This window comes from Kribbella sp. NPDC026611, assembly GCF_040638345.1.
Classification (GTDB): domain Bacteria; phylum Actinomycetota; class Actinomycetes; order Propionibacteriales; family Kribbellaceae; genus Kribbella.
The window spans coordinates 228,126-244,956 of record NZ_JBEZYC010000004.1; the positions used below are offsets into that span (position 1 = coordinate 228,126).

Annotated in this window: 19 protein-coding genes; 16 read left to right on the forward strand and 3 right to left on the reverse strand. The window is 69.7% G+C overall.

The genetic code is table 11. From position 1 onward, the window contains the following. Positions 1-13: 13 nt before the first annotated feature. The 3 genes from AB0E69_RS18165 to AB0E69_RS18175 are packed head-to-tail and all read left to right on the forward strand — an operon-like array spanning position 14 to position 2,730. Positions 14-949 (forward strand): ABC transporter ATP-binding protein, encoded by a 936-nt coding sequence (locus AB0E69_RS18165; RefSeq protein ID WP_360146574.1) that lies wholly within the window; start codon positions 14-16, stop codon positions 947-949. After that, positions 936-1,895 (forward strand): ABC transporter permease subunit, encoded by a 960-nt coding sequence (locus tag AB0E69_RS18170; RefSeq protein ID WP_360146577.1) that lies wholly within the window; start codon positions 936-938, stop codon positions 1,893-1,895. Before AB0E69_RS18165 ends, AB0E69_RS18170 begins: the two co-directional genes overlap by 14 nt. Positions 1,896-1,899: 4 nt before the next feature. Beyond that, positions 1,900-2,730 (forward strand): putative RNA methyltransferase, encoded by an 831-nt coding sequence (locus AB0E69_RS18175; RefSeq protein WP_360146580.1) that lies wholly within the window; start codon positions 1,900-1,902, stop codon positions 2,728-2,730. Between the two features lie 54 nt (positions 2,731-2,784). Here AB0E69_RS18175 and AB0E69_RS18180 read toward each other — a convergent pair whose 3' ends face one another. After that, the gene (locus AB0E69_RS18180; protein WP_360146583.1) at positions 2,785-3,456 is read right to left on the reverse strand and encodes an NAD(P)H-dependent oxidoreductase; all 672 of its coding nucleotides are present in this window, start codon (positions 3,454-3,456) and stop codon (positions 2,785-2,787) included. Between the two features lie 121 nt (positions 3,457-3,577). Between AB0E69_RS18180 and AB0E69_RS18185 the strand changes: the two genes are divergently transcribed. Then, positions 3,578-4,105, forward strand: coding sequence for a MarR family winged helix-turn-helix transcriptional regulator (locus tag AB0E69_RS18185; RefSeq protein WP_360146586.1), 528 nt, complete (start codon positions 3,578-3,580; stop codon positions 4,103-4,105). An 18-nt stretch (positions 4,106-4,123) separates the two neighbouring features. Here the strand turns inward: AB0E69_RS18185 and AB0E69_RS18190 are convergent, their stop codons facing one another. Then, positions 4,124-4,774 carry a response regulator transcription factor gene (locus AB0E69_RS18190; RefSeq protein ID WP_360146589.1) on the reverse strand — a complete coding sequence of 217 codons (651 nt, stop codon included), beginning with the start codon at positions 4,772-4,774 and terminating at the stop codon, positions 4,124-4,126. 1 nt (position 4,775) lies between these two features. Then, positions 4,776-6,131 carry a histidine kinase gene (locus tag AB0E69_RS18195; RefSeq protein ID WP_360146592.1) on the reverse strand — a complete coding sequence of 452 codons (1,356 nt, stop codon included), beginning with the start codon at positions 6,129-6,131 and terminating at the stop codon, positions 4,776-4,778. A gap of 372 nt (positions 6,132-6,503) precedes the next feature. Between AB0E69_RS18195 and AB0E69_RS18200 the strand changes: the two genes are divergently transcribed. The 12 genes from AB0E69_RS18200 to AB0E69_RS18255 all read left to right on the forward strand — a co-directional run bounded on the left by AB0E69_RS18200 (position 6,504) and on the right by AB0E69_RS18255 (position 16,806). Beyond that, on the forward strand, positions 6,504-7,529 hold the full coding sequence (locus AB0E69_RS18200; RefSeq protein ID WP_360146595.1) for an ABC transporter substrate-binding protein: 1,026 nt from the start codon (positions 6,504-6,506) through the stop codon (positions 7,527-7,529). 47 nt (positions 7,530-7,576) lie between these two features. After that, the gene (locus tag AB0E69_RS18205; RefSeq protein WP_360146598.1) at positions 7,577-8,386 is read left to right on the forward strand and encodes an ABC transporter ATP-binding protein; all 810 of its coding nucleotides are present in this window, start codon (positions 7,577-7,579) and stop codon (positions 8,384-8,386) included. Continuing rightward, complete coding sequence (locus tag AB0E69_RS18210; RefSeq protein ID WP_360146601.1) at positions 8,383-9,162, forward strand: ABC transporter permease; 780 nt, start codon at positions 8,383-8,385, stop codon at positions 9,160-9,162. The genes AB0E69_RS18205 and AB0E69_RS18210 overlap by 4 nt, the downstream gene beginning before the upstream one ends. Next, positions 9,159-10,247, forward strand: coding sequence for an Ldh family oxidoreductase (locus AB0E69_RS18215; RefSeq protein WP_360146604.1), 1,089 nt, complete (start codon positions 9,159-9,161; stop codon positions 10,245-10,247). Before AB0E69_RS18210 ends, AB0E69_RS18215 begins: the two co-directional genes overlap by 4 nt. Beyond that, positions 10,247-10,642: a RidA family protein gene (locus AB0E69_RS18220; protein WP_360146607.1), complete on the forward strand. Its 396-nt coding sequence runs from the start codon at positions 10,247-10,249 to the stop codon at positions 10,640-10,642. Before AB0E69_RS18215 ends, AB0E69_RS18220 begins: the two co-directional genes overlap by 1 nt. A 40-nt stretch (positions 10,643-10,682) precedes the next feature. Next, positions 10,683-11,528 (forward strand): fumarylacetoacetate hydrolase family protein, encoded by an 846-nt coding sequence (locus AB0E69_RS18225; RefSeq protein WP_360146610.1) that lies wholly within the window; start codon positions 10,683-10,685, stop codon positions 11,526-11,528. Further along, positions 11,525-12,223, forward strand: coding sequence for a GntR family transcriptional regulator (locus AB0E69_RS18230; protein WP_360146613.1), 699 nt, complete (start codon positions 11,525-11,527; stop codon positions 12,221-12,223). The genes AB0E69_RS18225 and AB0E69_RS18230 overlap by 4 nt, the downstream gene beginning before the upstream one ends. Then, positions 12,220-12,963, forward strand: a complete 744-nt coding sequence (locus AB0E69_RS18235; RefSeq protein ID WP_360146616.1) for an SDR family NAD(P)-dependent oxidoreductase — start codon at positions 12,220-12,222, stop codon at positions 12,961-12,963. The genes AB0E69_RS18230 and AB0E69_RS18235 overlap by 4 nt, the downstream gene beginning before the upstream one ends. Continuing rightward, on the forward strand, positions 12,960-14,516 hold the full coding sequence (locus AB0E69_RS18240) for an FAD-dependent monooxygenase (RefSeq protein ID WP_360146619.1): 1,557 nt from the start codon (positions 12,960-12,962) through the stop codon (positions 14,514-14,516). The genes AB0E69_RS18235 and AB0E69_RS18240 overlap by 4 nt, the downstream gene beginning before the upstream one ends. Continuing rightward, positions 14,513-14,905 carry a cupin domain-containing protein gene (locus tag AB0E69_RS18245; protein ID WP_360146622.1) on the forward strand — a complete coding sequence of 131 codons (393 nt, stop codon included), beginning with the start codon at positions 14,513-14,515 and terminating at the stop codon, positions 14,903-14,905. Before AB0E69_RS18240 ends, AB0E69_RS18245 begins: the two co-directional genes overlap by 4 nt. 1 nt (position 14,906) lies before the next feature. Next, complete coding sequence (locus AB0E69_RS18250; RefSeq protein ID WP_360146625.1) at positions 14,907-15,806, forward strand: amidohydrolase family protein; 900 nt, start codon at positions 14,907-14,909, stop codon at positions 15,804-15,806. A gap of 64 nt (positions 15,807-15,870) precedes the next feature. After that, positions 15,871-16,806: a zinc-binding alcohol dehydrogenase family protein gene (locus AB0E69_RS18255; protein WP_360146628.1), complete on the forward strand. Its 936-nt coding sequence runs from the start codon at positions 15,871-15,873 to the stop codon at positions 16,804-16,806. Positions 16,807-16,831: the final 25 nt, after the last annotated feature.

The following is a 16,831-nucleotide window of genomic DNA, read 5'->3' on the forward strand; positions in this document are numbered from 1 at the left end:
TAGGGTGAGCACCATGACGAGCGCGCCGGTCGTGACCCGGGGTCTGACCAAGCGGTTCCACAGTGGACAGGTCGCAGTGGACGCGGTCGACCTGGAGGTGCCGGCCGGCAGTGTGTTCGGCTTCCTCGGGCCGAACGGCTCGGGGAAGACGACGACGATCCGGATGCTGCTCGGCCTGATCTCACCCACCGGCGGTGAGGTCGAGCTGCTCGGCGAGCCGATGCCGAAGGCGCACCTCCGGGTGCTGCCCCGGGTCGGCGCGCTGGTCGAGGGACCGGCGTTCTACCCGTTCTGGACCGGCCAGGCCAACCTGCTCCGCTTCGACGCCGCCGACCGGACGGCCGACCCGAAGACCCGGAAGGCCCGCGCCGGCGAGGCGCTCGAGCGGGTCGGCCTGTCGAACGCGGCCGGCAAGAAGGTCCGCGCGTACTCCCTCGGCATGCGGCAGCGGCTCGGGATCGCGGTCGCCCTGATGCAGCGCCGCGAGCTCCTGGTCCTGGACGAGCCGACCAACGGCCTCGACCCGCAGGGCACCCGCGAGGTCCGCAACCTGCTCCGCGAGCTGGCGAGCGACGGTACGACGATCTTCACCTCGACCCACCTGCTGGCCGAGGTCGAACAGGTCTGCACACACGCCGCGGTGATGAGCCGCGGCAAGCTGGTGCGCCAGTCCACGGTCGCCGACCTGCGCTCCGAGCTCCGGCCGCGACTGGTCGTCCGTACGCCGGACCTCGCCGCCGCGGCCGAGACGCTGCAGGGGCTGGGCGTGACCGACCTGAAGACGACCGAGGAAGTCGTCGAGGGTGATCCGGGCGAGCTGCCGATCGAGAAGTTCGCGGCCGCCCTGGTGGCCGCCGACGTCCGCATCCACGGCTTCGGCCTGGAGCGCCCTAGCCTGGAGGAAGCCTTCGTGGCACTGACCGGAGAGGGCTTCGATGTCGCAGAGTGAAGCACCCGCTGGAGCGGGCGCCGCCGAGACCGGCGCCGCCGCAACCGGCGCCGCGGGAACGGGCGCTGCCGGGACGGGCGCCGTCGCGGGCGCGTCCGCAGGCACCGCGATGTCCCCGGCCGTGCGGCCGAGCGCCGGACGGCATACCCTCGCGCTGTTCGGGTCCGAGCTGCGGCTCGTGTTCGCCCGCGCCCGCACGCAGGTCGGGCTCGGTGTCCTGGCCGCGGTCCCGCTGCTGATCGGGATCGCGATCCGGATCGCCGGCTCCGACAGCGGTGCCGAGGGCTTCATCGGGCAGATCGCCGGCAACGGTCTCTTCCTGATCGTGGGCAGCCTCGGCCTGTCGCTCCCGTTCTTCCTGCCGACCGCGGTCACCGTCATCTCCGGCGAGTCCCTGGCCGGCGAGGCCAGCCTCGGCACCCTCCGCAACCTGCTGACGGCGCCGGCCGGCCGCTCCCGCCTGCTCGCCGCCAAGATGGTCGCGCTCGCGATCTTCTGCCTGGCCGCGACGATGACGGTCTGGATCTCCGGCCTGATCGTCGGCTTCATCCTGTTCCCGGTCGGCGACGTCCTCCTGCTCTCCGGCTCGACCATCTCGCTGGGGGAGGGCCTGCTCCGCGCGCTCGGGATCGCGGTCGTGATCTCGCTGTCGCTGCTCGGCCTGGCCGCGATCGGCCTGTTCATCTCCTCGCTGACCTCGACCCCGCTGGCCGCGATGGCGGCGACGTTCGGTTCGTTCGTCATCCTCGGCATCCTGACCGCGATCCCGCAGCTGCACGCGATCCACCCGTGGCTGCTGATCTTCCGCTGGCAGTCGTTCGCCGACCTGCTCCGCGACCCGCCGTACTGGCACGAGATAGCGCGCAACCTCTTGCTCCAGGGCGGCTATCTGGTCGTCTTCTACGCGGCCGCCTGGGCCCGGATCACCAGCCGGGACATAACCTGAGCCGGTGGATCCTGCCCTGGTCGCCGTACTGCGCTGTCCGGTCTGTAGCAACCAGCTCGAGCTGACCGACCGTACGGCGCGCTGCCCGCAAGGCCACGCCTACGACCTGGCCAAGCAGGGCTACCTGAACTTGTTGCCCTCGGCGTCCAACGGCATCGAGGGTGACTCGGCCGCGATGGTCGGCGCCCGGACGGTCTTCCTCGGCAGCGGCCACTACGCGCCGATCCGGGACGCACTGATCCTGGCTGCGGAGCTGGCCGCGGACGACGTGGTCGCGGAGGTCGGCGCCGGTACGGGCTACTACCTGGCCGGAGTCCTCGGACTGGCGCCGGAACGACGCGGGATCGCCCTGGACGTGTCCAAGTACGCCGCCCGCCGCGCCGCCAAGGTGGATCCGCGGATCGCCTCCGTGGTGTGCGACGCGTGGAAGGAGCTGCCGCTGCTGGACGACTCGGTCCAGCTGCTGCTCAATGTGTTTGCCCCACGCAACGCGGCCGAGATGGCTCGCGTCCTCGCGCCTGACGGCCGCCTGCTGGTGGTCACCCCGAACCAGGATCATCTCGTTCAGCTGGTCGACGTACTCGGGCTGGTCAGCGTCGACGCCGAGAAGGAGCGACGACTGCAGGAGTCGTTGGCGGGGGAGTTCGAACGTGTCGGCAGCGAGCTGGTCGAGGAGGTCATGCGGCTCGACCGGTCCGCGGTCGAGCAGCTGGTGCTGATGACGCCGAGCGCGCGCCACCTGAACTACCGGGAGCTGTTGCAGCGCATCGCCGTACTCCCGGAACCTGCGATCGTGACGCTGTCCGTCACCCTGTCGACCTGGCGGCCCCGGTGATGCCGGCTCGAGCTCGGCACCACTGAAGCTTTCAGAAAACAGCTCAGCGACCGGTCAGGCCGCGCGCCCGATCAGTTCGCGGGCGACCGTGGTGCCGTGCGTCTCGGCTTCGACGTGTGCCGCGGACTCCGAGACCTTCGAGGCGTCGATCAGTTCCTCCATCCCCGGCGTCACCGGGGCCAGCGTGAGCTCGGCCGCGGCGGTCCGGATCGTCATGCCGAACACGTCGCCGAAGATGCGCTCGAGGTACGGCGTCGCGTGGTCCCAGCCGTGCTTCGGCGTACCGGGTCCGTAGCCGCCGCCACGGGCCAGCGCGAAGATCGCCGGGCGCCCGGCCAGCGGCTGCGAGCCGTAGACCAGGTCCCGGTCGATCAGCAGCAGGTCGATCCAGGTCTTCACGTGCTGGGCGATGCCGTAGTTGTACAGCGGAATGGCGAGCAAGATCGCGTCAGCGTTCTTGACCTCGGCCACGACCTCCGCGGCGACCGCCTGGGCCTCGGCGAGCGCCTGCCGGTCCTCCTCGGTCACCGCGTCCTGGCCGAGGACCTGCGCCCGGGCCAGGGTCGGCCACACGGTCGCGGACAGCGGGTGCTGCCCGAGGTCGCGTCGTACGACGATGCCGTCCGGGTGCTCCGCCCTCCAGGCGGCTTCGGCGCTGTCCGCCAGGGCGCGGGACACCGAACCCTCCAGCCGGATGCTGGCATCGACGCGTAACAGGGTGCTCATCAATGATCTCCATCGAGTTTGGGGGCTGGCTCAGTTGAGCTGCTTCGAAGATAGTCTGTCGCACAGAACATATTCAAGCCAGATCATATTCTAGGTGGCGTAGACCACGTACGATGGAGGCGTGACCAGTACTTCGCCCGACACCGCGGCCGCGCCCGTCCGCGGCGTCGAGCCCAGTGGCGCGCCGGTGGAGGCCGATCTCGGCTGGGCGCTGGGCGTGGTCTTCCGGCGGTACGCGAAGGCGTCAGGCGTCGCCCTGGAGGGCGTTCCCGGCGGCCCGCGCGGCTACCAGGTGCTCGCGACCACCAAGGCCGAGGGCCCGAAGCGTCAGCTCGACCTAGCCGCTCAGCTCGGCGTGGACCGGACCGTGATGACGTACCTGCTGGACGACCTGGAGAAGGCCGGCCTGGTGCAGCGTCGCCCGGACCCGGCCGACCGGCGGGCCCGTCTGATTGCGCCGACCGAGCAGGGCACCGACCTGCTCTGCCAGCTCGAGCTCCGGCTCCGCGCCACCGAGGACGAGGTGCTCGGCGTCCTCGACGACTCCGAGCGCGAGAGCTTCCGGCTGCTGCTCCGGCGGGTCGCGATGAAGGCCAACACCGTCGATCCGCTGCACAACGCGTGCCAGCTCGCCGACGAGTTGGACTAGTGCAGTCTTAGTGCAGTGTTAGTGCAGGGGCACGAAGCCTGACTCGTAGGCGCGGATCACGGCTTGCGTGCGGTCCCGCGCGTTCAGCTTGGCCAGCACGTTCGCCACGTGGGTCTTGACCGTCTGCAGGCCGAGGATGAGCTCCTCCGCGATCTCCGCGTTGGACAGGCCGCGGGCCATCAACCGCAGGACCTCCTGCTCCCGCTCGGTCAGCTGGTACTCGTCGAGACCGGTCGACGTGGGGCTCCCGGCGTGGGCCAGCGCGAGCGACCGGATCGCCTCCGGGAACAGCAGAGACTCGCTGCGCGCGACCGTGCGGATCGCGGCGATGATGTCGTCCGGCGGCGTCCGCTTCAGCAGGAACCCGGACGCGCCGGCCCTCAGCGCGTCGTATACGTAGTCGTCGTTCTCGAACGTGGTGACGACCAGCACGCGCGGCGCCGGGTCGAGGCTCTCCAGCAGCAGCCGCGTGGCGTGGATGCCGTCCACCGCGGGCATCCGCACATCCATCAACACGACGTCGGGACGGGTACGGCGTACCACCGGCAGCACCTCGGCGCCGTCACCCGCCTCGCCGACCACGCTCAGGTCGGGCTCGGCGTTGATGATGGCGCGGAGCCCGCTGCGGATCAGCGGCTCGTCGTCGACCACGACCACCGATAGGTTCATGTCATCCCTTCGTCACGCCGACCGGCAACGTCACCGCGAGCCGCCAGCCGTCGTCGGCCGGACCGGCCACCACCGAGCCACGCAGTACGGCGACTCTTTCACGGATACCGGCCAACCCCCGGCCGCCGCCGGAGTGGTCCGACTTGCCGCTGACCGGGTTGGTCACCGCGAGCCGCAGCCCGGAGCCGTCCAGCCGGATCGATAAGCGCACGGTCAGCTCGTTGGCCGGCCGGCCCGCGTGCCGGATCGCGTTGGTGAGCCCCTCCTGAACGATCCGGTACGCCTCCCGCGACACTGCGGCAGGCAGCTTCTCGAGCTGGCCCGACCGCTCGACCTCGACCGTGATCCCGCCGGCCCGGGTCGCGTCGACCAGCCGGTCGAGGGCGTCGAGGGTGGTCTGCGGCGCGGTCCGGGACCCCGGCCGCCGGTCGTCGCGCAACAGCCCGAGTACGTGATCCAGGTCGGCCAGCGCTGCCCGCGCCGAAGTCTCCATTGCCGCGAGCGCGGTCTCGGCGAACTGCGGGTCGGTCGCCAGGACACGTCGCGCCGCAGCCGCCTGGATGGTCACCAGGCTGAGCGTGTGCCCGACGCTGTCGTGCAGCTCGCGGGCCAAACGGTTGCGCTCGGCAAGCGTTGCGGTCTGCCGCTCGAGCAGTTCGATCCGCTCGGCGGCGGACGGCCCGAGCACCTGCGGCGCGAGGTACGCGAGCAGCGCACCCACCGCGGCCGACAGCAGGAAGAGCGCGGCCAGTCCACCGATCGCGGCGGCCGGCATCCACAGGTCGGTCCAGTTGCCGCGGACGCGGTACTCCATCCCGGGTACGACGTCCCGCGTCCCGGGGGAGCGGAACGGTGCCGCCAGCCACATCGCGCCGACGCCGAACACGATCGTGCTGACGGTGCCGACGACCCCGCCCGAGATCAGGTGCAGGCAGAACCACAGCGTGGTCCGCCGCCGCTGCGCCCAGGTCCGGGCCGGCCCGAGCGGCTTCTCCTCGAACCGGACCGCGAGCAACGACTCGACCGCGATGCCCTGCACCTCGCGGACGGCAGGCAGCAGCCCGAGCACGACCGGTGGGACCAGCCCGAGCAGCACCCAGATGATGCCGGTGGCAACTTTCGGCATGCCGAGGTCGCCGACCACCGCGCCGAGCGCGCTGTCGACGAGGATGAAGGCCAGCACCAGTGCGGCGCCGAGCAGCAGGTAGACCCAGCGCAGGTACGTCGACGGCCGCCACAGACTGCTGACGGCGTACCAGAACCGGCGGACCAGTCTTGTTCCGGCTGGCGGCTCAGGTGCCGCGTCTGTTCCGCGTGACGGATCGGCCGCGCCGCGCTGTACTACGCCGTCCGTCATCTCTTCATGGTGTCAAACCGGACCGGGTCGCCACCTCCCTCCCCCGAGTGAGCGCCGGGAAACCCTTGTTCCGGGCTCCAGCGGGTGGGCTGAATCACGTAACGCACGGGGTTTACGCAAATTTGACGGGGTGCGGCCCGGTTCGGCGCTCGCGGGCGTCGCGATCTGCTGTCAAGGCAGGTACGGTCTGTGGTCGGGGCGGGTGCCCGTCCGGACGGACAGGTATGGGGAACGGCTCCAGGATCGGTGGCCAGCAGGCTCGACGAGGACCCCGGCGCACCGGACGTAAAGTCCGGGTGAAGTCCCCGTGAGCGGATTGACCACCTTTCCATATTTGATGTTTGATCAAATATCGGGACGAGAGAGGTCGATATGAGGTTGAGGCGTTCCGTCATCGCCCTGGTGACGGTCCTGGGGCTCGCCCTGGTCAGTGCGTGCAACAGTGGGGACGACAAGGACAAGGCGGCCGGCGACAAGGGCCTGACGAAGGTCAGCTACCTGACCTCGTTCAACGCCTTCGGCCGCGAGGCGTACGCGTACGTCGCGCTGGACAAGGGGTACTTCAAGGACGCCGGCTTCGACGTCAAGATCAACCGCGGGTCCGGCACCGTCGACGTGATGAAGCTGGTGGCCGGTGGTCAGGCCGACTACGGCATCGGCGACTTCACCGCGATCGTGATCACCCTGGGCAAGCAGAAGCTGCCGGTGACCACGGTCGGCATGATCCACCAGAAGTCGCTGGCCGGGATCATGTCGCTGGAGGGAATGGGCATCAACAAGCCCAAGGACCTGGAGGGCAAGAGCATCGGCGACCAGCCGGGCTCGACCAACACGGTGATGTTCCCGGTCTACGCCGCGGCGGTCGGCATCGACCCGAAGAGGGTGGCGTTCATCCCGTCGCCGCCGCCGGCGCTGCCGAAGCTGCTGAGCAGCGGGAAGGTGTCGGGCATCGGGCAGTTCATGGTCGGCGAGCCGCTGATCGCCAAGGCCGACGACAAGCACCGCAAGGTGATCAAGCTGTCGTACGGCGACGCGCTGCCGGACCTGTACGGGAACGCGATCCTCACCCGGACCGACCTGGCCAAGGACCACCCGGACCAGGTGAAGAAGTTCACCGCCGCGCTGCTCAAGGGTCTGCAGGACACCGTGAACGACCCGGCCGGGTCGGCCGCGATCCTGAAGAAGTACGTCCCGGACACGAATCTCGAGGTGGCCACCAAGGAGCTCGAGATCATGAAGGACTACACCAAGCCGGCAACCTTCAAGGGTCCACTCGGTGACGTCAGTCCCACCCGGGTGAACACGATCATCTCGCTGCTGGAGAAGTACCAGGCGATCAAGAAGGGCGCGGTCACCGCCGACGACGTGGTCACGATGAGCCTCGCGCCGAAGGCCTGACGCGGCACCCGGAACACCTGAGGAAGCAGAGGAGACGCACGGACCGGATGATTCGCCTGGACGGTGTGGGACAGGTCTTCGACGGACGCGAGGGCCAGGTGACTGCCCTCGAGAAGATCGACCTGGACGTCCAAGCAGGCGAGTTCGTCACGCTGATCGGCCGGTCGGGGTGTGGCAAGTCCACACTCCTCCGGCTGATCGCCGGTCTGCTGTCTCCGACCTCCGGCTCGGTGCGGGTGGCGGGCGAGGCCGTCACCGGCCCGCGCCGGGACGTGTCGTTCATGTTCCAGCGCCCGGCCCTGTTGCCGTGGCGGAACGTGCTGTCGAACGTGATGCTCCCGGTCGAGATCGACCGTGGGGCGGGCGATCGCGGCAAGGCGCAGTACCGCGAGCGGGCGCACCAGCTGCTCGAGCTGGTCGGGCTGCAAGGCTTCGAGCGCCGGCTGCCGCACGAGCTGTCGGGGGGTATGCAGCAACGGGTCTCGCTGTGCCGGTCGCTGATCCGCGACCCGCAGGTGATGCTGATGGACGAGCCGTTCTCCGCGCTCGACGCGCTCACCCGGACCGAGCTGTCCGAGGAGCTGCAACGGATCAAGATGGAGCTGTCCACCACGATCGTGTTCGTCACGCACTCGATCGAGGAGGCGGTCGTGCTGGCCGACCGGGTGGTCGTGCTGACCCCGCGGCCGGGCCGGATGCGCGAGATCGTCGACATCGGCATCCCGCGCCCGCGCAGCCTCGGGCAGAACGCGCACGTGACCGAGGTGGCCACGATCAGCGCGAAGCTGCACGGGCTGCTCGCGGACAAGACCCCGCCGGTGGCGGAGCGGCTGGTCGAGGAAGTGTGGCCGCGGTGACCAAGCGTTCGTGGCTGACCAGCTCGCCGGTGGCCGCCGTCCTGCTGCCGGTCGTCGGTCTGGTCGCGGTGTTCGGGATCTGGTGGGGCGCGATCCTGGTGTTCAAGATCGAGCCGTTCCTGCTGCCGACGCCGTGGGCCGTGGTGCTGAAGTTCTTCGAGCAGCCGGGTGAGCTGCTGCAGGAGACCGGTACGTCGTTGCTGGAGACGGTCGAGGGCTTCCTGCTCGCGATCGCCGTCGGCGTACCGATCGCGCTGGTGATCGTCCGTTCGGCGATCCTGGAGCGGCTGGTCTACCCGCTGCTGCTGATGGTCAACTCGATCCCGAAGGTGGCGATCGCGCCGCTGCTGGTGGTCTGGTGGGGCTTCGGCCAGTGGCCGAAGGTCCTGATGGTGCTGCTGATGTGCTTCTTCCCGATCGTGATCTCGACCGCGCAGGGGATGAAGTCGACGCCGGCCGAGCTGGTCGAGCTGATGCGCTCGCTGAAGGCCACCCGGGCCCAGGAGTTCTTCAAGCTCCGGCTCCGGTTCGCGATGCCGCAGATCTTCACCGGGTTCAAGGTGGCGATCTCGCTCGCGGTGATCGGGTCGGTGATCGCCGAGTTCGTTGGTGCCACCAAGGGACTCGGGTACGTGATCCAGCAGTCCGGGGCGAGCGCCGACACCACACTGGCGTTCGCCGCGATCACGCTGCTCAGCATCATGAGCATCGTCCTGTTCTACGCACTGGTGCTACTGGAGCACTTGCTGCTGCCTTGGGCCCAGGAGAAGCGGTGACCGCACAAGCCTCCGACGCGGACCGGCGCGTCCTTGTTCGTCCGGCCTGGCTGGAGGCGACCGTTGCGGCCGTCTTCACCGCGGTCGGCTTCGACCCTGAGGACGCGGGGAAGATCGCCGCCGCCCTCATCGAGGCCGACCTGCGCGGCGTCAGCTCGCACGGCGTGATGCTGGTCCCGATGTACGTCGAGCGCCTGAACGCCGGCGGGGTGACCCGCGAGCGCGAGCTCGACATCCTGTACGACGCCGGCGCCGCGCTGGTCGCGGACGCGCGTGGCGGGATGGGTCAGCTGTCCAGCCCGCAGGCGATGGGACACGCGATCGAGCGGGCCGGCCGCTACGGCATCGGCCTGGTCTCGGTGCGGAATGCGCACCACTTCGGCGCGGCCAGCCGGTGGGCGATGCAGGCCGGACAGGCCGGGTGTATCGGTATCGCGATGTCGAACACGACTCCGCTGATGCCCGCCCCCGGCGGCGCCGAGCGGATCGTCGGCAACAACCCGCTGGCGATCGCCGTACCGACCTCGGCCGGCGTGGAGATCGTGCTGGACATGGCCCTCTCGGCCGTTGCCCTGGGCAAGATCCGGCTGGCCGCCTCGGCCGGGCGGCCGATCCCGGAGACCTGGGCGACCGACCGGTCCGGGACGCCGACCACCGACGCCGAGGAGGCGGTGCTTGGGATGCTGCTGCCGGCCGCCGGGCACAAGGGCTTCGGGCTGGCGCTGATGATCGACGTACTGACCGGTGTCCTCAGCGGCGGCGGGTGGGGCGACCAGGTCCGGCCGCTGTACCGCGAGCCGGACCGGCCGAACGACTGCGCGCACCTGTTCCTGGCCATCGACCCCGAGCTGATGGGTGGGGTGGAGAGCTTCCGGCGGCGCTCGTCCGGGCTGGCCGCGCGGGTCCGGGGGAGTGCGACCGCTCCGGGCGTGAACCGGCTCTACCTGCCCGGTGAGATCGAGGCCGAGCGGGCGGCGCAGCAGCGCCGGCACGGTGTCCTGATCGAGCGGTCGGGACTGGACGGACTGCTGGCGGCGGCGCGTGCGGTCGGTGCCGTCGTACCGGCGGGAGGGGCACTGAGCTGATGGCGAAGGAACAGGTTTCGACGACCGCGCTGCGCAGCCCGAACGGTGTGTTCTCGCAGGCCACCACGGTGGAGGCGACCGGGCGGCTGGTGTTCGTGTCCGGGATGACTGCACGACGCCCGGACGGCAGTATCGCCGGCGTCGGGGACGTCCAGGAGCAGACCCGGCAGGTGTGCGAGAACCTCAGGTCGGCGGTCGAGGCCGCCGGTGGGACGCTCGCGGACGTCTGCCGGGTGGATGTGTACGTGCGCAACATGGAGGACTTCGCCAGGATCCACGAGATCCGGGCGCAGTACTTCACCGAGCCGTTGCCGGCGTCGACCATGGTCGAGGTCAGCAAGCTCGCACATCCGGACTACCTGATCGAGATCAACGCGATAGCGGTTGTCGCATGACCGGGGGTGATTGCTGTGCGCGGCGTCGAGTGGACCTGAGATGCGGTACGTGATGGTGTCGCATGCCGGGCGGGACGTGCCCGGCGTGCTCGAGGGGGACCTGGTTCAGTTGCTGTCGGCAACTGATCTGACCGGCGTGGTGGCCAACGGGGCAGCGCTGTCAGGGGAGTCGATCCCTTGGAACGCAGGGATGGTGCGGGCACCGCTGACGCGGTTCCGGCGGGACATCCTCTGTACGGGGTGGAACTACTGGGACCACTTCGAGGAGAGCAAGGGCAAGCGCGAGGGGCAGGACGTGGAGCGGCCCGAGCACCCGACCTTCTTCACCAAGGGACCGGACGTGGTGATCGGTCCGTACGACGACATCGCCTGGGACCCGGCGATCTCCGCCAAGTGGGACTACGAGGCCGAGGTCGCGCTGGTGATCGGCAAGACCGGCCGGAACATCCCGGCCGAGACGGCGCTGGACCATGTCTGGGGCTACACGCTGGCGAACGACGTGTCCCAGCGGGACCTCCAGCGGGCGCACGGCGGTCAGTGGCTGAAGGGGAAGAGCATCGACAACACCATGCCGCTCGGGCCGTGGATCGTGACCGCGGACGAGGTCGGTGACCCACAAGACATCCAGCTGCAGTGCCTGGTGAACGGTGAGGTCCGCCAGGACGCATCGACCCGGCAGATGGCGTTCGACGTGGCCACGCTGATCAGCGAGTTGTCCTTCGGGATGACGCTGCGCCCTGGCGACCTGCTGCTGACCGGCACGCCGGCGGGCATCGGCAACGCGCGGGAGCCGCAGGTCTTCCTGCAGGACGGCGACGTGGTCGTCACCCGCGCCGACAAGCTGGGCGAGCTGCGTAACAAAGTGAGCAAGGTGAGCAAGGTATGAGCGGGCCGTTGGAGCTGCTGCCAGGCGGCGGCAAGGGCGGCCGGCGCACGCTGGCCGAGCATGCGGCCGCTGAGCTGCACCAGCTGATCCTGTCCGGTGAGCTGCCGAGCGGTACGCCGCTGCGGCTGGTGGAGCTGGCCAGTCGGCTCGAGATGAGCCAGATGCCGGTCCGCGAAGGGCTGCGACGGCTGGAGGCGCTCGGACTGGTCGAGATCATCCCGCACCGCGGTGCGTGGGTGCGTGACCTGTCGCTGGCCGATCTGCGCGACACGCACGAGACCAGGCTGGCGCTGGAGAGTCTCGCCGTACGGGCTGCTGCTGAGCGGTTCTCGGAGGAGGACCTGAGCAAGGCGGCTGCGGCACTGGCCGAGCACCTCCGCTTGTCCCGGGCGGAGGATTCGGCCGGTGCGCGGCAGGCGCACGCGGACTTCCACTTCGCTATCTACCGGGCCAGCGGGTCGCAGTGGCTACCGCGGGCCATCGAGCCGGTTTGGCAGAACAGCGAGCGGTACCGGTTCGGCAGCCGGCCGACGGCGTTCCTGATCGAGCGGAGCCGGCAGGAGCACCAGGCGATCCTTGACGCGTGCGTGGACCGCAACCCGGACGAGGCGGAGCGGGCGCTGCGGAGCCACTTGGCCGGCGCGTTCCAGCGGATCACCGAGACCATGACGTCGAAGCAGAAGGAGACGTCATGAAGGTGAGCTTCGATGCGACCGGTGAGGTCGTGGTGATCACCGGGGGTGCCCAGGGCATCGGTGCGGCGCTGGCACAGGCAGTCAACGGCTGTGGTGGCACTGCGGTGGTCTTCGACGTCACCCCGCCGGCAGACGGGGTCGAGTACGTCGAGGTCGACGTGGCGGACCGGTCCGCTGTGGCCGCAGCCGTAGACGCCGTTGTGCAGCGGCACGGGCGGATCAACGGTCTGGTCGCTGGTGCTGCCGTCCAGCCCCGGTCGTCGGTGCTGGACATGGACCCGGCCGAGTGGACTCGCACGCTGCAGGTGAACCTGGACGGCGTCGTCTGGACGTGTCAGGCCGTCGTACCGCACCTGGTGGCGCAGCAGTCCGGTTCGGTGGTGGTGTTCACCTCCGGGATGGCTCCGACGGGCTACCCGGGCGCGTCGGCGTACGCGGCGAGCAAGGCGGCGCTGGTGGCCTTTGCCAAGTCGCTGGCTGCTGAGGTGGCCGACCACCGGGTCAGGGTGAACGTGGTCGCGCCGGGCGTGATCGACACCGCGCAGTTCCGCGGAGCGAACGCCGGTGCCGACCGGGAGCACTGGCGCGACACCATAGGTATCGGCGACCCCGACGACGTGGTCGGACCGCTGCTGTTCCTGCTCTCCGACGCCGCCGCGATGACGGGGTCGGTGCTGACCCGGGAACGGGCCTTTGCCAAGCTCACGAGCTTTATCGAGTTGCCCGGAGTGAACGAGTGAACCAACTGCCTGTCGCTGTCGTGGGTGCCGGACCGATCGGTCTGACCACCGCGCTCGGTCTAGCGCACTACGGCATCCCGTACGTGCTGCTGGAGGAGGACGCCGTCCTGTCGTCCGACACCAAGGCCGGTACGACGCTCAGCCGGACGCTGGAGATCTGGAACCGGTACGGCGCGGTCGACGGCATCCTGTCCGCCGCGCTGCGGATCGACGAGATCGGTGACATCGACCGGGCCACCAATACGCCGCGGGCGTCGGTGCAGCTGTCCGAGCTGGTCAACGACACCCAGTTCCCGTTCGTGATCAACCTGCCGCAGCAGAAAATGGAGCCGATCCTGGCGGCGGCGCTGCCGGAGCCGGTGCGGACGCAGCACCGGATGACCTCGTTCGAGGTCCGCGACGACCGCGTGGTGCTGCAGCTGGAGACGCCGGACGGCCCGCAGGAGCTGGAGGCGTCGTACCTGCTGGCGTGCGACGGCGGGCGGTCGCGGATCCGCGACGCACTCGGGGTGAAGGTCGTGGGGGAGACCCTGGCCGAGCGGTACATGCTGATCGACGTGGTGGTCGACCTGGACGTCGACAACGCGCGTGACTACCCGTACCTCGCCTACTTCGCGGACAAGTCCGAGTGGATGGTGCTGATCCGGCAGCCGGACAACTGGCGGTTCCTGTTCCCGCTCGCACCGGGTGCCGAGACCCCTGGCGACGAGGACCTGCTGGTGAAGGTCAAGCAGTTCATCGGCGAAGTGGACCGGATCGAGCTGATGGGCTCGGTCATCTACAACGTGCACCATCGGGTCGCCGAGAAGTGGACGCGCGACCGCAAGGTCTTTCTGATGGGAGACGCGGCGCACCTGATCACGCCGATGTGGGCGCTCGGCCTGAACACCGGTGCGCTGGACGCGTCGAACCTGCCCTGGCGGCTGGCCTGGGTGCTGCGGGGCTGGGCGTCACCGGAGCTGCTCGACGGGTACGAGCAGGAGCAGCGGCCGGTGGCGATCGACGGCTCGGGCGAGATGGCCGAGGCTGCCCGCAAGTACATGGCTCAGCAGCGGGGTGCGGTGACCGAAGGCACCGGCGCGTGGGCGACGGCGTACAACCGGACTCTGCTCAGTGTGCGGCTCGATGTGGAGGGCGTGGGCGACTGGTCGATGGTGGCGACCAGCGAGGCACCGCCTGCGGTGCGCGCAGGTGACCGGGCGCCGGACCTGACCTTGCAGAGCCCGACGGGCCGGGTCACGATCCACGAACTCTGTCGGGACTCGTTCGTCGCGCTTTACTTCACCGACGTACGGCGTCGCCCGGTGATCCCGGCAAACGAGTCGCCGGCGTTGCAGCACTTCGCCGTCTCGCGCTGGGACGCGCCTCACGACTCTGGTCTGCGCGACCGGGCCTTGTTCGATCCGGGCAGCGTGGCCACCAAGCGGTACGGCGTACCGGCGGACAGCGTCGTACTGATCCGGCCGGACGGGCATATCGCGGCTGTGGCGCCGTACGCACCTGGCGTGGCCTTCGAGCTGTACAAGCACGTCACCGGGCGGGAGGTGCCATGAGCAGCTTCGACGAGCCGCTGCGGGAGGTCCTGCTGCAGACGGACGACCTGGAGTGGGTGGAGAAGTCGCTGGGTGGGCTGTCGCACAAGATGTTGTGGCGCGACCCGGAGACCGAGGCGTCGATCGCGCTGGTGCGGTTCGAGCAGGGCTCGGGGATCCCGAGCGAGCACAGCCACGCGTCGAACCAGTTCATGTTCTGTCTGTCCGGGCGGTACACGTACGTGCCGACCGGAGTCACGCTGACCAAGGGCAGCTTCTACTGGAACCCGAAGGGCCGCGTGCACGGGCCGACGCTCGCCGAGGAGACGTCGGTCCTGCTCGAGGTGTACGACGGACCGCACTACCCCGAGCGGCCGTCGTTCTACGCCAACGACGAGGACGCCCGCTGACATGGCCGGCTGGGACGTCCACACGCACCTGATCCCGCCGACCGTGCTGTCGGCGGCGCATCGGGGTGACTTCGGGCTGTCCGTCGACCATGGCGCGCTCCTGGTCGACGGTGAGCGCCTGCCGCTGCAGCGGCTCGCGGACCCGGCAGCGCTGCTGCACTGGGTCTCTTCGCAGTCGCTGGATGGTGCAGTGGTGTCCGTCCCGCCGGCTCTCTTCCGGTACGACGCTGGGCCTGAGTGGGCCTCGCTGGTGAACCAGGGGCTGCGTGAGCTCGCTACGCCGCAGCTGCGGGTGCTGGCGCAGCTCCCGCTGCACGACCCGTCAGCGCCGGCTGTGGCCGCTCAGCTGGCGCAGGAGGGTGTCTTCAGCGGCTTCGCGCTCGGTACGCCGGGCTATGCCGGGCTGGACCCGGTGTGGCGGGTGCTGGACGCGCTGGAGGCGTTCACGCTGATTCACCCGGGCCACAGTGACGACCAGCGGCTTCGGTCGTTCTACTTGTCGAACCTGTTGGGGAATCCGTACGAGACCGGCCTGGCCGCGGCCGAACTGGTCTTCGCGGACGTGCCGGGGCGGTTTCCGGGGATCCGGTTCTGCCTGTGCCATGGGGGTGGTGTGACGGCGGCGGTGGCCGGCCGGTGGCAGCGTGGGATCGACCAGAGCCGCCCTGGGATCGAACCGGTGTCGTTGCCGGTCGCCGAGGCGCTGCGCCGGTTCTACGTCGACGACCTGGTGCACGACGACGCCGTACTGGAGCTGTTGACGAAGACGTTCGGGCCCGAGCGGGTGCTGGCCGGCAGCGACTGGCCGTTCCCGATGGGCAGCGACGTCGTGTCCGCCGCGCGGTCCGCGGCCGCCGGGGAACTCACCCGGCCGCTGGCGAAGGAGGTCTCCGCGTGCTGAGACGTGGTTTCGCCCTGATCGAGTTTGTGATCAGATATCAAATCGTGGTGAACGGGGAATGGGTATGAGTACGCGGGGGACTGTGCTGCACAGCCACGGTCCAGGACAGCAGTTGAAGGCCGACGAGCTGGAGTTCGTCGCGGGGCCTGGTGAGACGCTGGTGGAGATGCGGCTGGCGGGTGTGACCGCGCAGGACCGGTCCACGCTGGCGGGCAAGCAGCCGTCGATGCCGTTCGTGCCGGGGTCGGAGGGCACCGGGGTCGTGGTGACCTCTTCGTCATTGGAGCCTGGCACGTCAGTGGTCGTCCGGGGCGAAGGCGTTGGCGTGACGCGGTCCGGCGTGTGGGGGCGGTACGCCGTCGTACCGGATGCCGCCGTACACCGGCTGCCGTCGTCGTTGGAGCCTGGTGTGGCGCTGGCGTTGCTGACGCAGGCGTTGACGGCGCATACCGCAGTACGGCGGGTTGCTCAGGTGCTGACCGGCGAGACCGTCGTCGTCACCGGTGTGACCAGTCTGGTCGGGCGGCTGTGTGCTGTGGCCGCTCGGTCGGCTGGTGCGGCGCGGGTGATCGGCTTGGTGGGGCTGGACGACTTCGCGGATGCCACGGCTGGGCTGGTGGACCAGATCGTGCGCGTGGACGGGCTGGGACAGGTTGGCCGGGAGCTGCCGTGGTGTGACGCGGCCATCGACACCCTGGGCGGTCCGGTGACCAGCGGGGTGCTCGGGCACCTCGCGCCGGGTGGGCGGATCGCCTTGCTGGGTTACAAGGCCGGGGAGTTCACCACGCTCGACCTGCACCAGCTGATCGGTCGTGACCTGCGCGTGCTCCCGGTGAACGTGCAGCGGACCACGCCGGCAGCGGACGCGGTCGGTCAGGCCCTGGCGGACATCGCGCCGGCGTCGTGGCGCGCGGACTACGACGTCGTACCCGCGGACCGGGTCGCCGACGTACTCGACCGTCAGGCGGGCCGGGTGCTGCTGGATCTGTCGGTCCTTTGAGGCCCTGTGGTGCGGATTCGTGAGC

What these genes read in the sequence shown, in the direction of transcription:
- AB0E69_RS18165 (WP_360146574.1), top strand. Translation starts at nt 14, where the DNA reads ATGACGAGCGCGCCGGTCGTGACCCGGGGTCTGACCAAGCGGTTCCAC.
- AB0E69_RS18170 (WP_360146577.1), top strand. Translation starts at nt 936, where the DNA reads ATGTCGCAGAGTGAAGCACCCGCTGGAGCGGGCGCCGCCGAGACCGGC.
- AB0E69_RS18180 (WP_360146583.1), bottom strand. Translation starts at nt 3,456, where the DNA reads ATGAGCACCCTGTTACGCGTCGATGCCAGCATCCGGCTGGAGGGTTCG.
- AB0E69_RS18190 (WP_360146589.1), bottom strand. Translation starts at nt 4,774, where the DNA reads ATGAACCTATCGGTGGTCGTGGTCGACGACGAGCCGCTGATCCGCAGC.
- AB0E69_RS18195 (WP_360146592.1), bottom strand. Translation starts at nt 6,131, where the DNA reads ATGACGGACGGCGTAGTACAGCGCGGCGCGGCCGATCCGTCACGCGGA.
- AB0E69_RS18200 (WP_360146595.1), top strand. Translation starts at nt 6,504, where the DNA reads ATGAGGTTGAGGCGTTCCGTCATCGCCCTGGTGACGGTCCTGGGGCTC.
- AB0E69_RS18205 (WP_360146598.1), top strand. Translation starts at nt 7,577, where the DNA reads ATGATTCGCCTGGACGGTGTGGGACAGGTCTTCGACGGACGCGAGGGC.
- AB0E69_RS18220 (WP_360146607.1), top strand. Translation starts at nt 10,247, where the DNA reads ATGGCGAAGGAACAGGTTTCGACGACCGCGCTGCGCAGCCCGAACGGT.
- AB0E69_RS18225 (WP_360146610.1), top strand. Translation starts at nt 10,683, where the DNA reads ATGCGGTACGTGATGGTGTCGCATGCCGGGCGGGACGTGCCCGGCGTG.
- AB0E69_RS18230 (WP_360146613.1), top strand. Translation starts at nt 11,525, where the DNA reads ATGAGCGGGCCGTTGGAGCTGCTGCCAGGCGGCGGCAAGGGCGGCCGG.
- AB0E69_RS18235 (WP_360146616.1), top strand. Translation starts at nt 12,220, where the DNA reads ATGAAGGTGAGCTTCGATGCGACCGGTGAGGTCGTGGTGATCACCGGG.
- AB0E69_RS18245 (WP_360146622.1), top strand. Translation starts at nt 14,513, where the DNA reads ATGAGCAGCTTCGACGAGCCGCTGCGGGAGGTCCTGCTGCAGACGGAC.
- AB0E69_RS18250 (WP_360146625.1), top strand. Translation starts at nt 14,907, where the DNA reads ATGGCCGGCTGGGACGTCCACACGCACCTGATCCCGCCGACCGTGCTG.
- AB0E69_RS18255 (WP_360146628.1), top strand. Translation starts at nt 15,871, where the DNA reads ATGAGTACGCGGGGGACTGTGCTGCACAGCCACGGTCCAGGACAGCAG.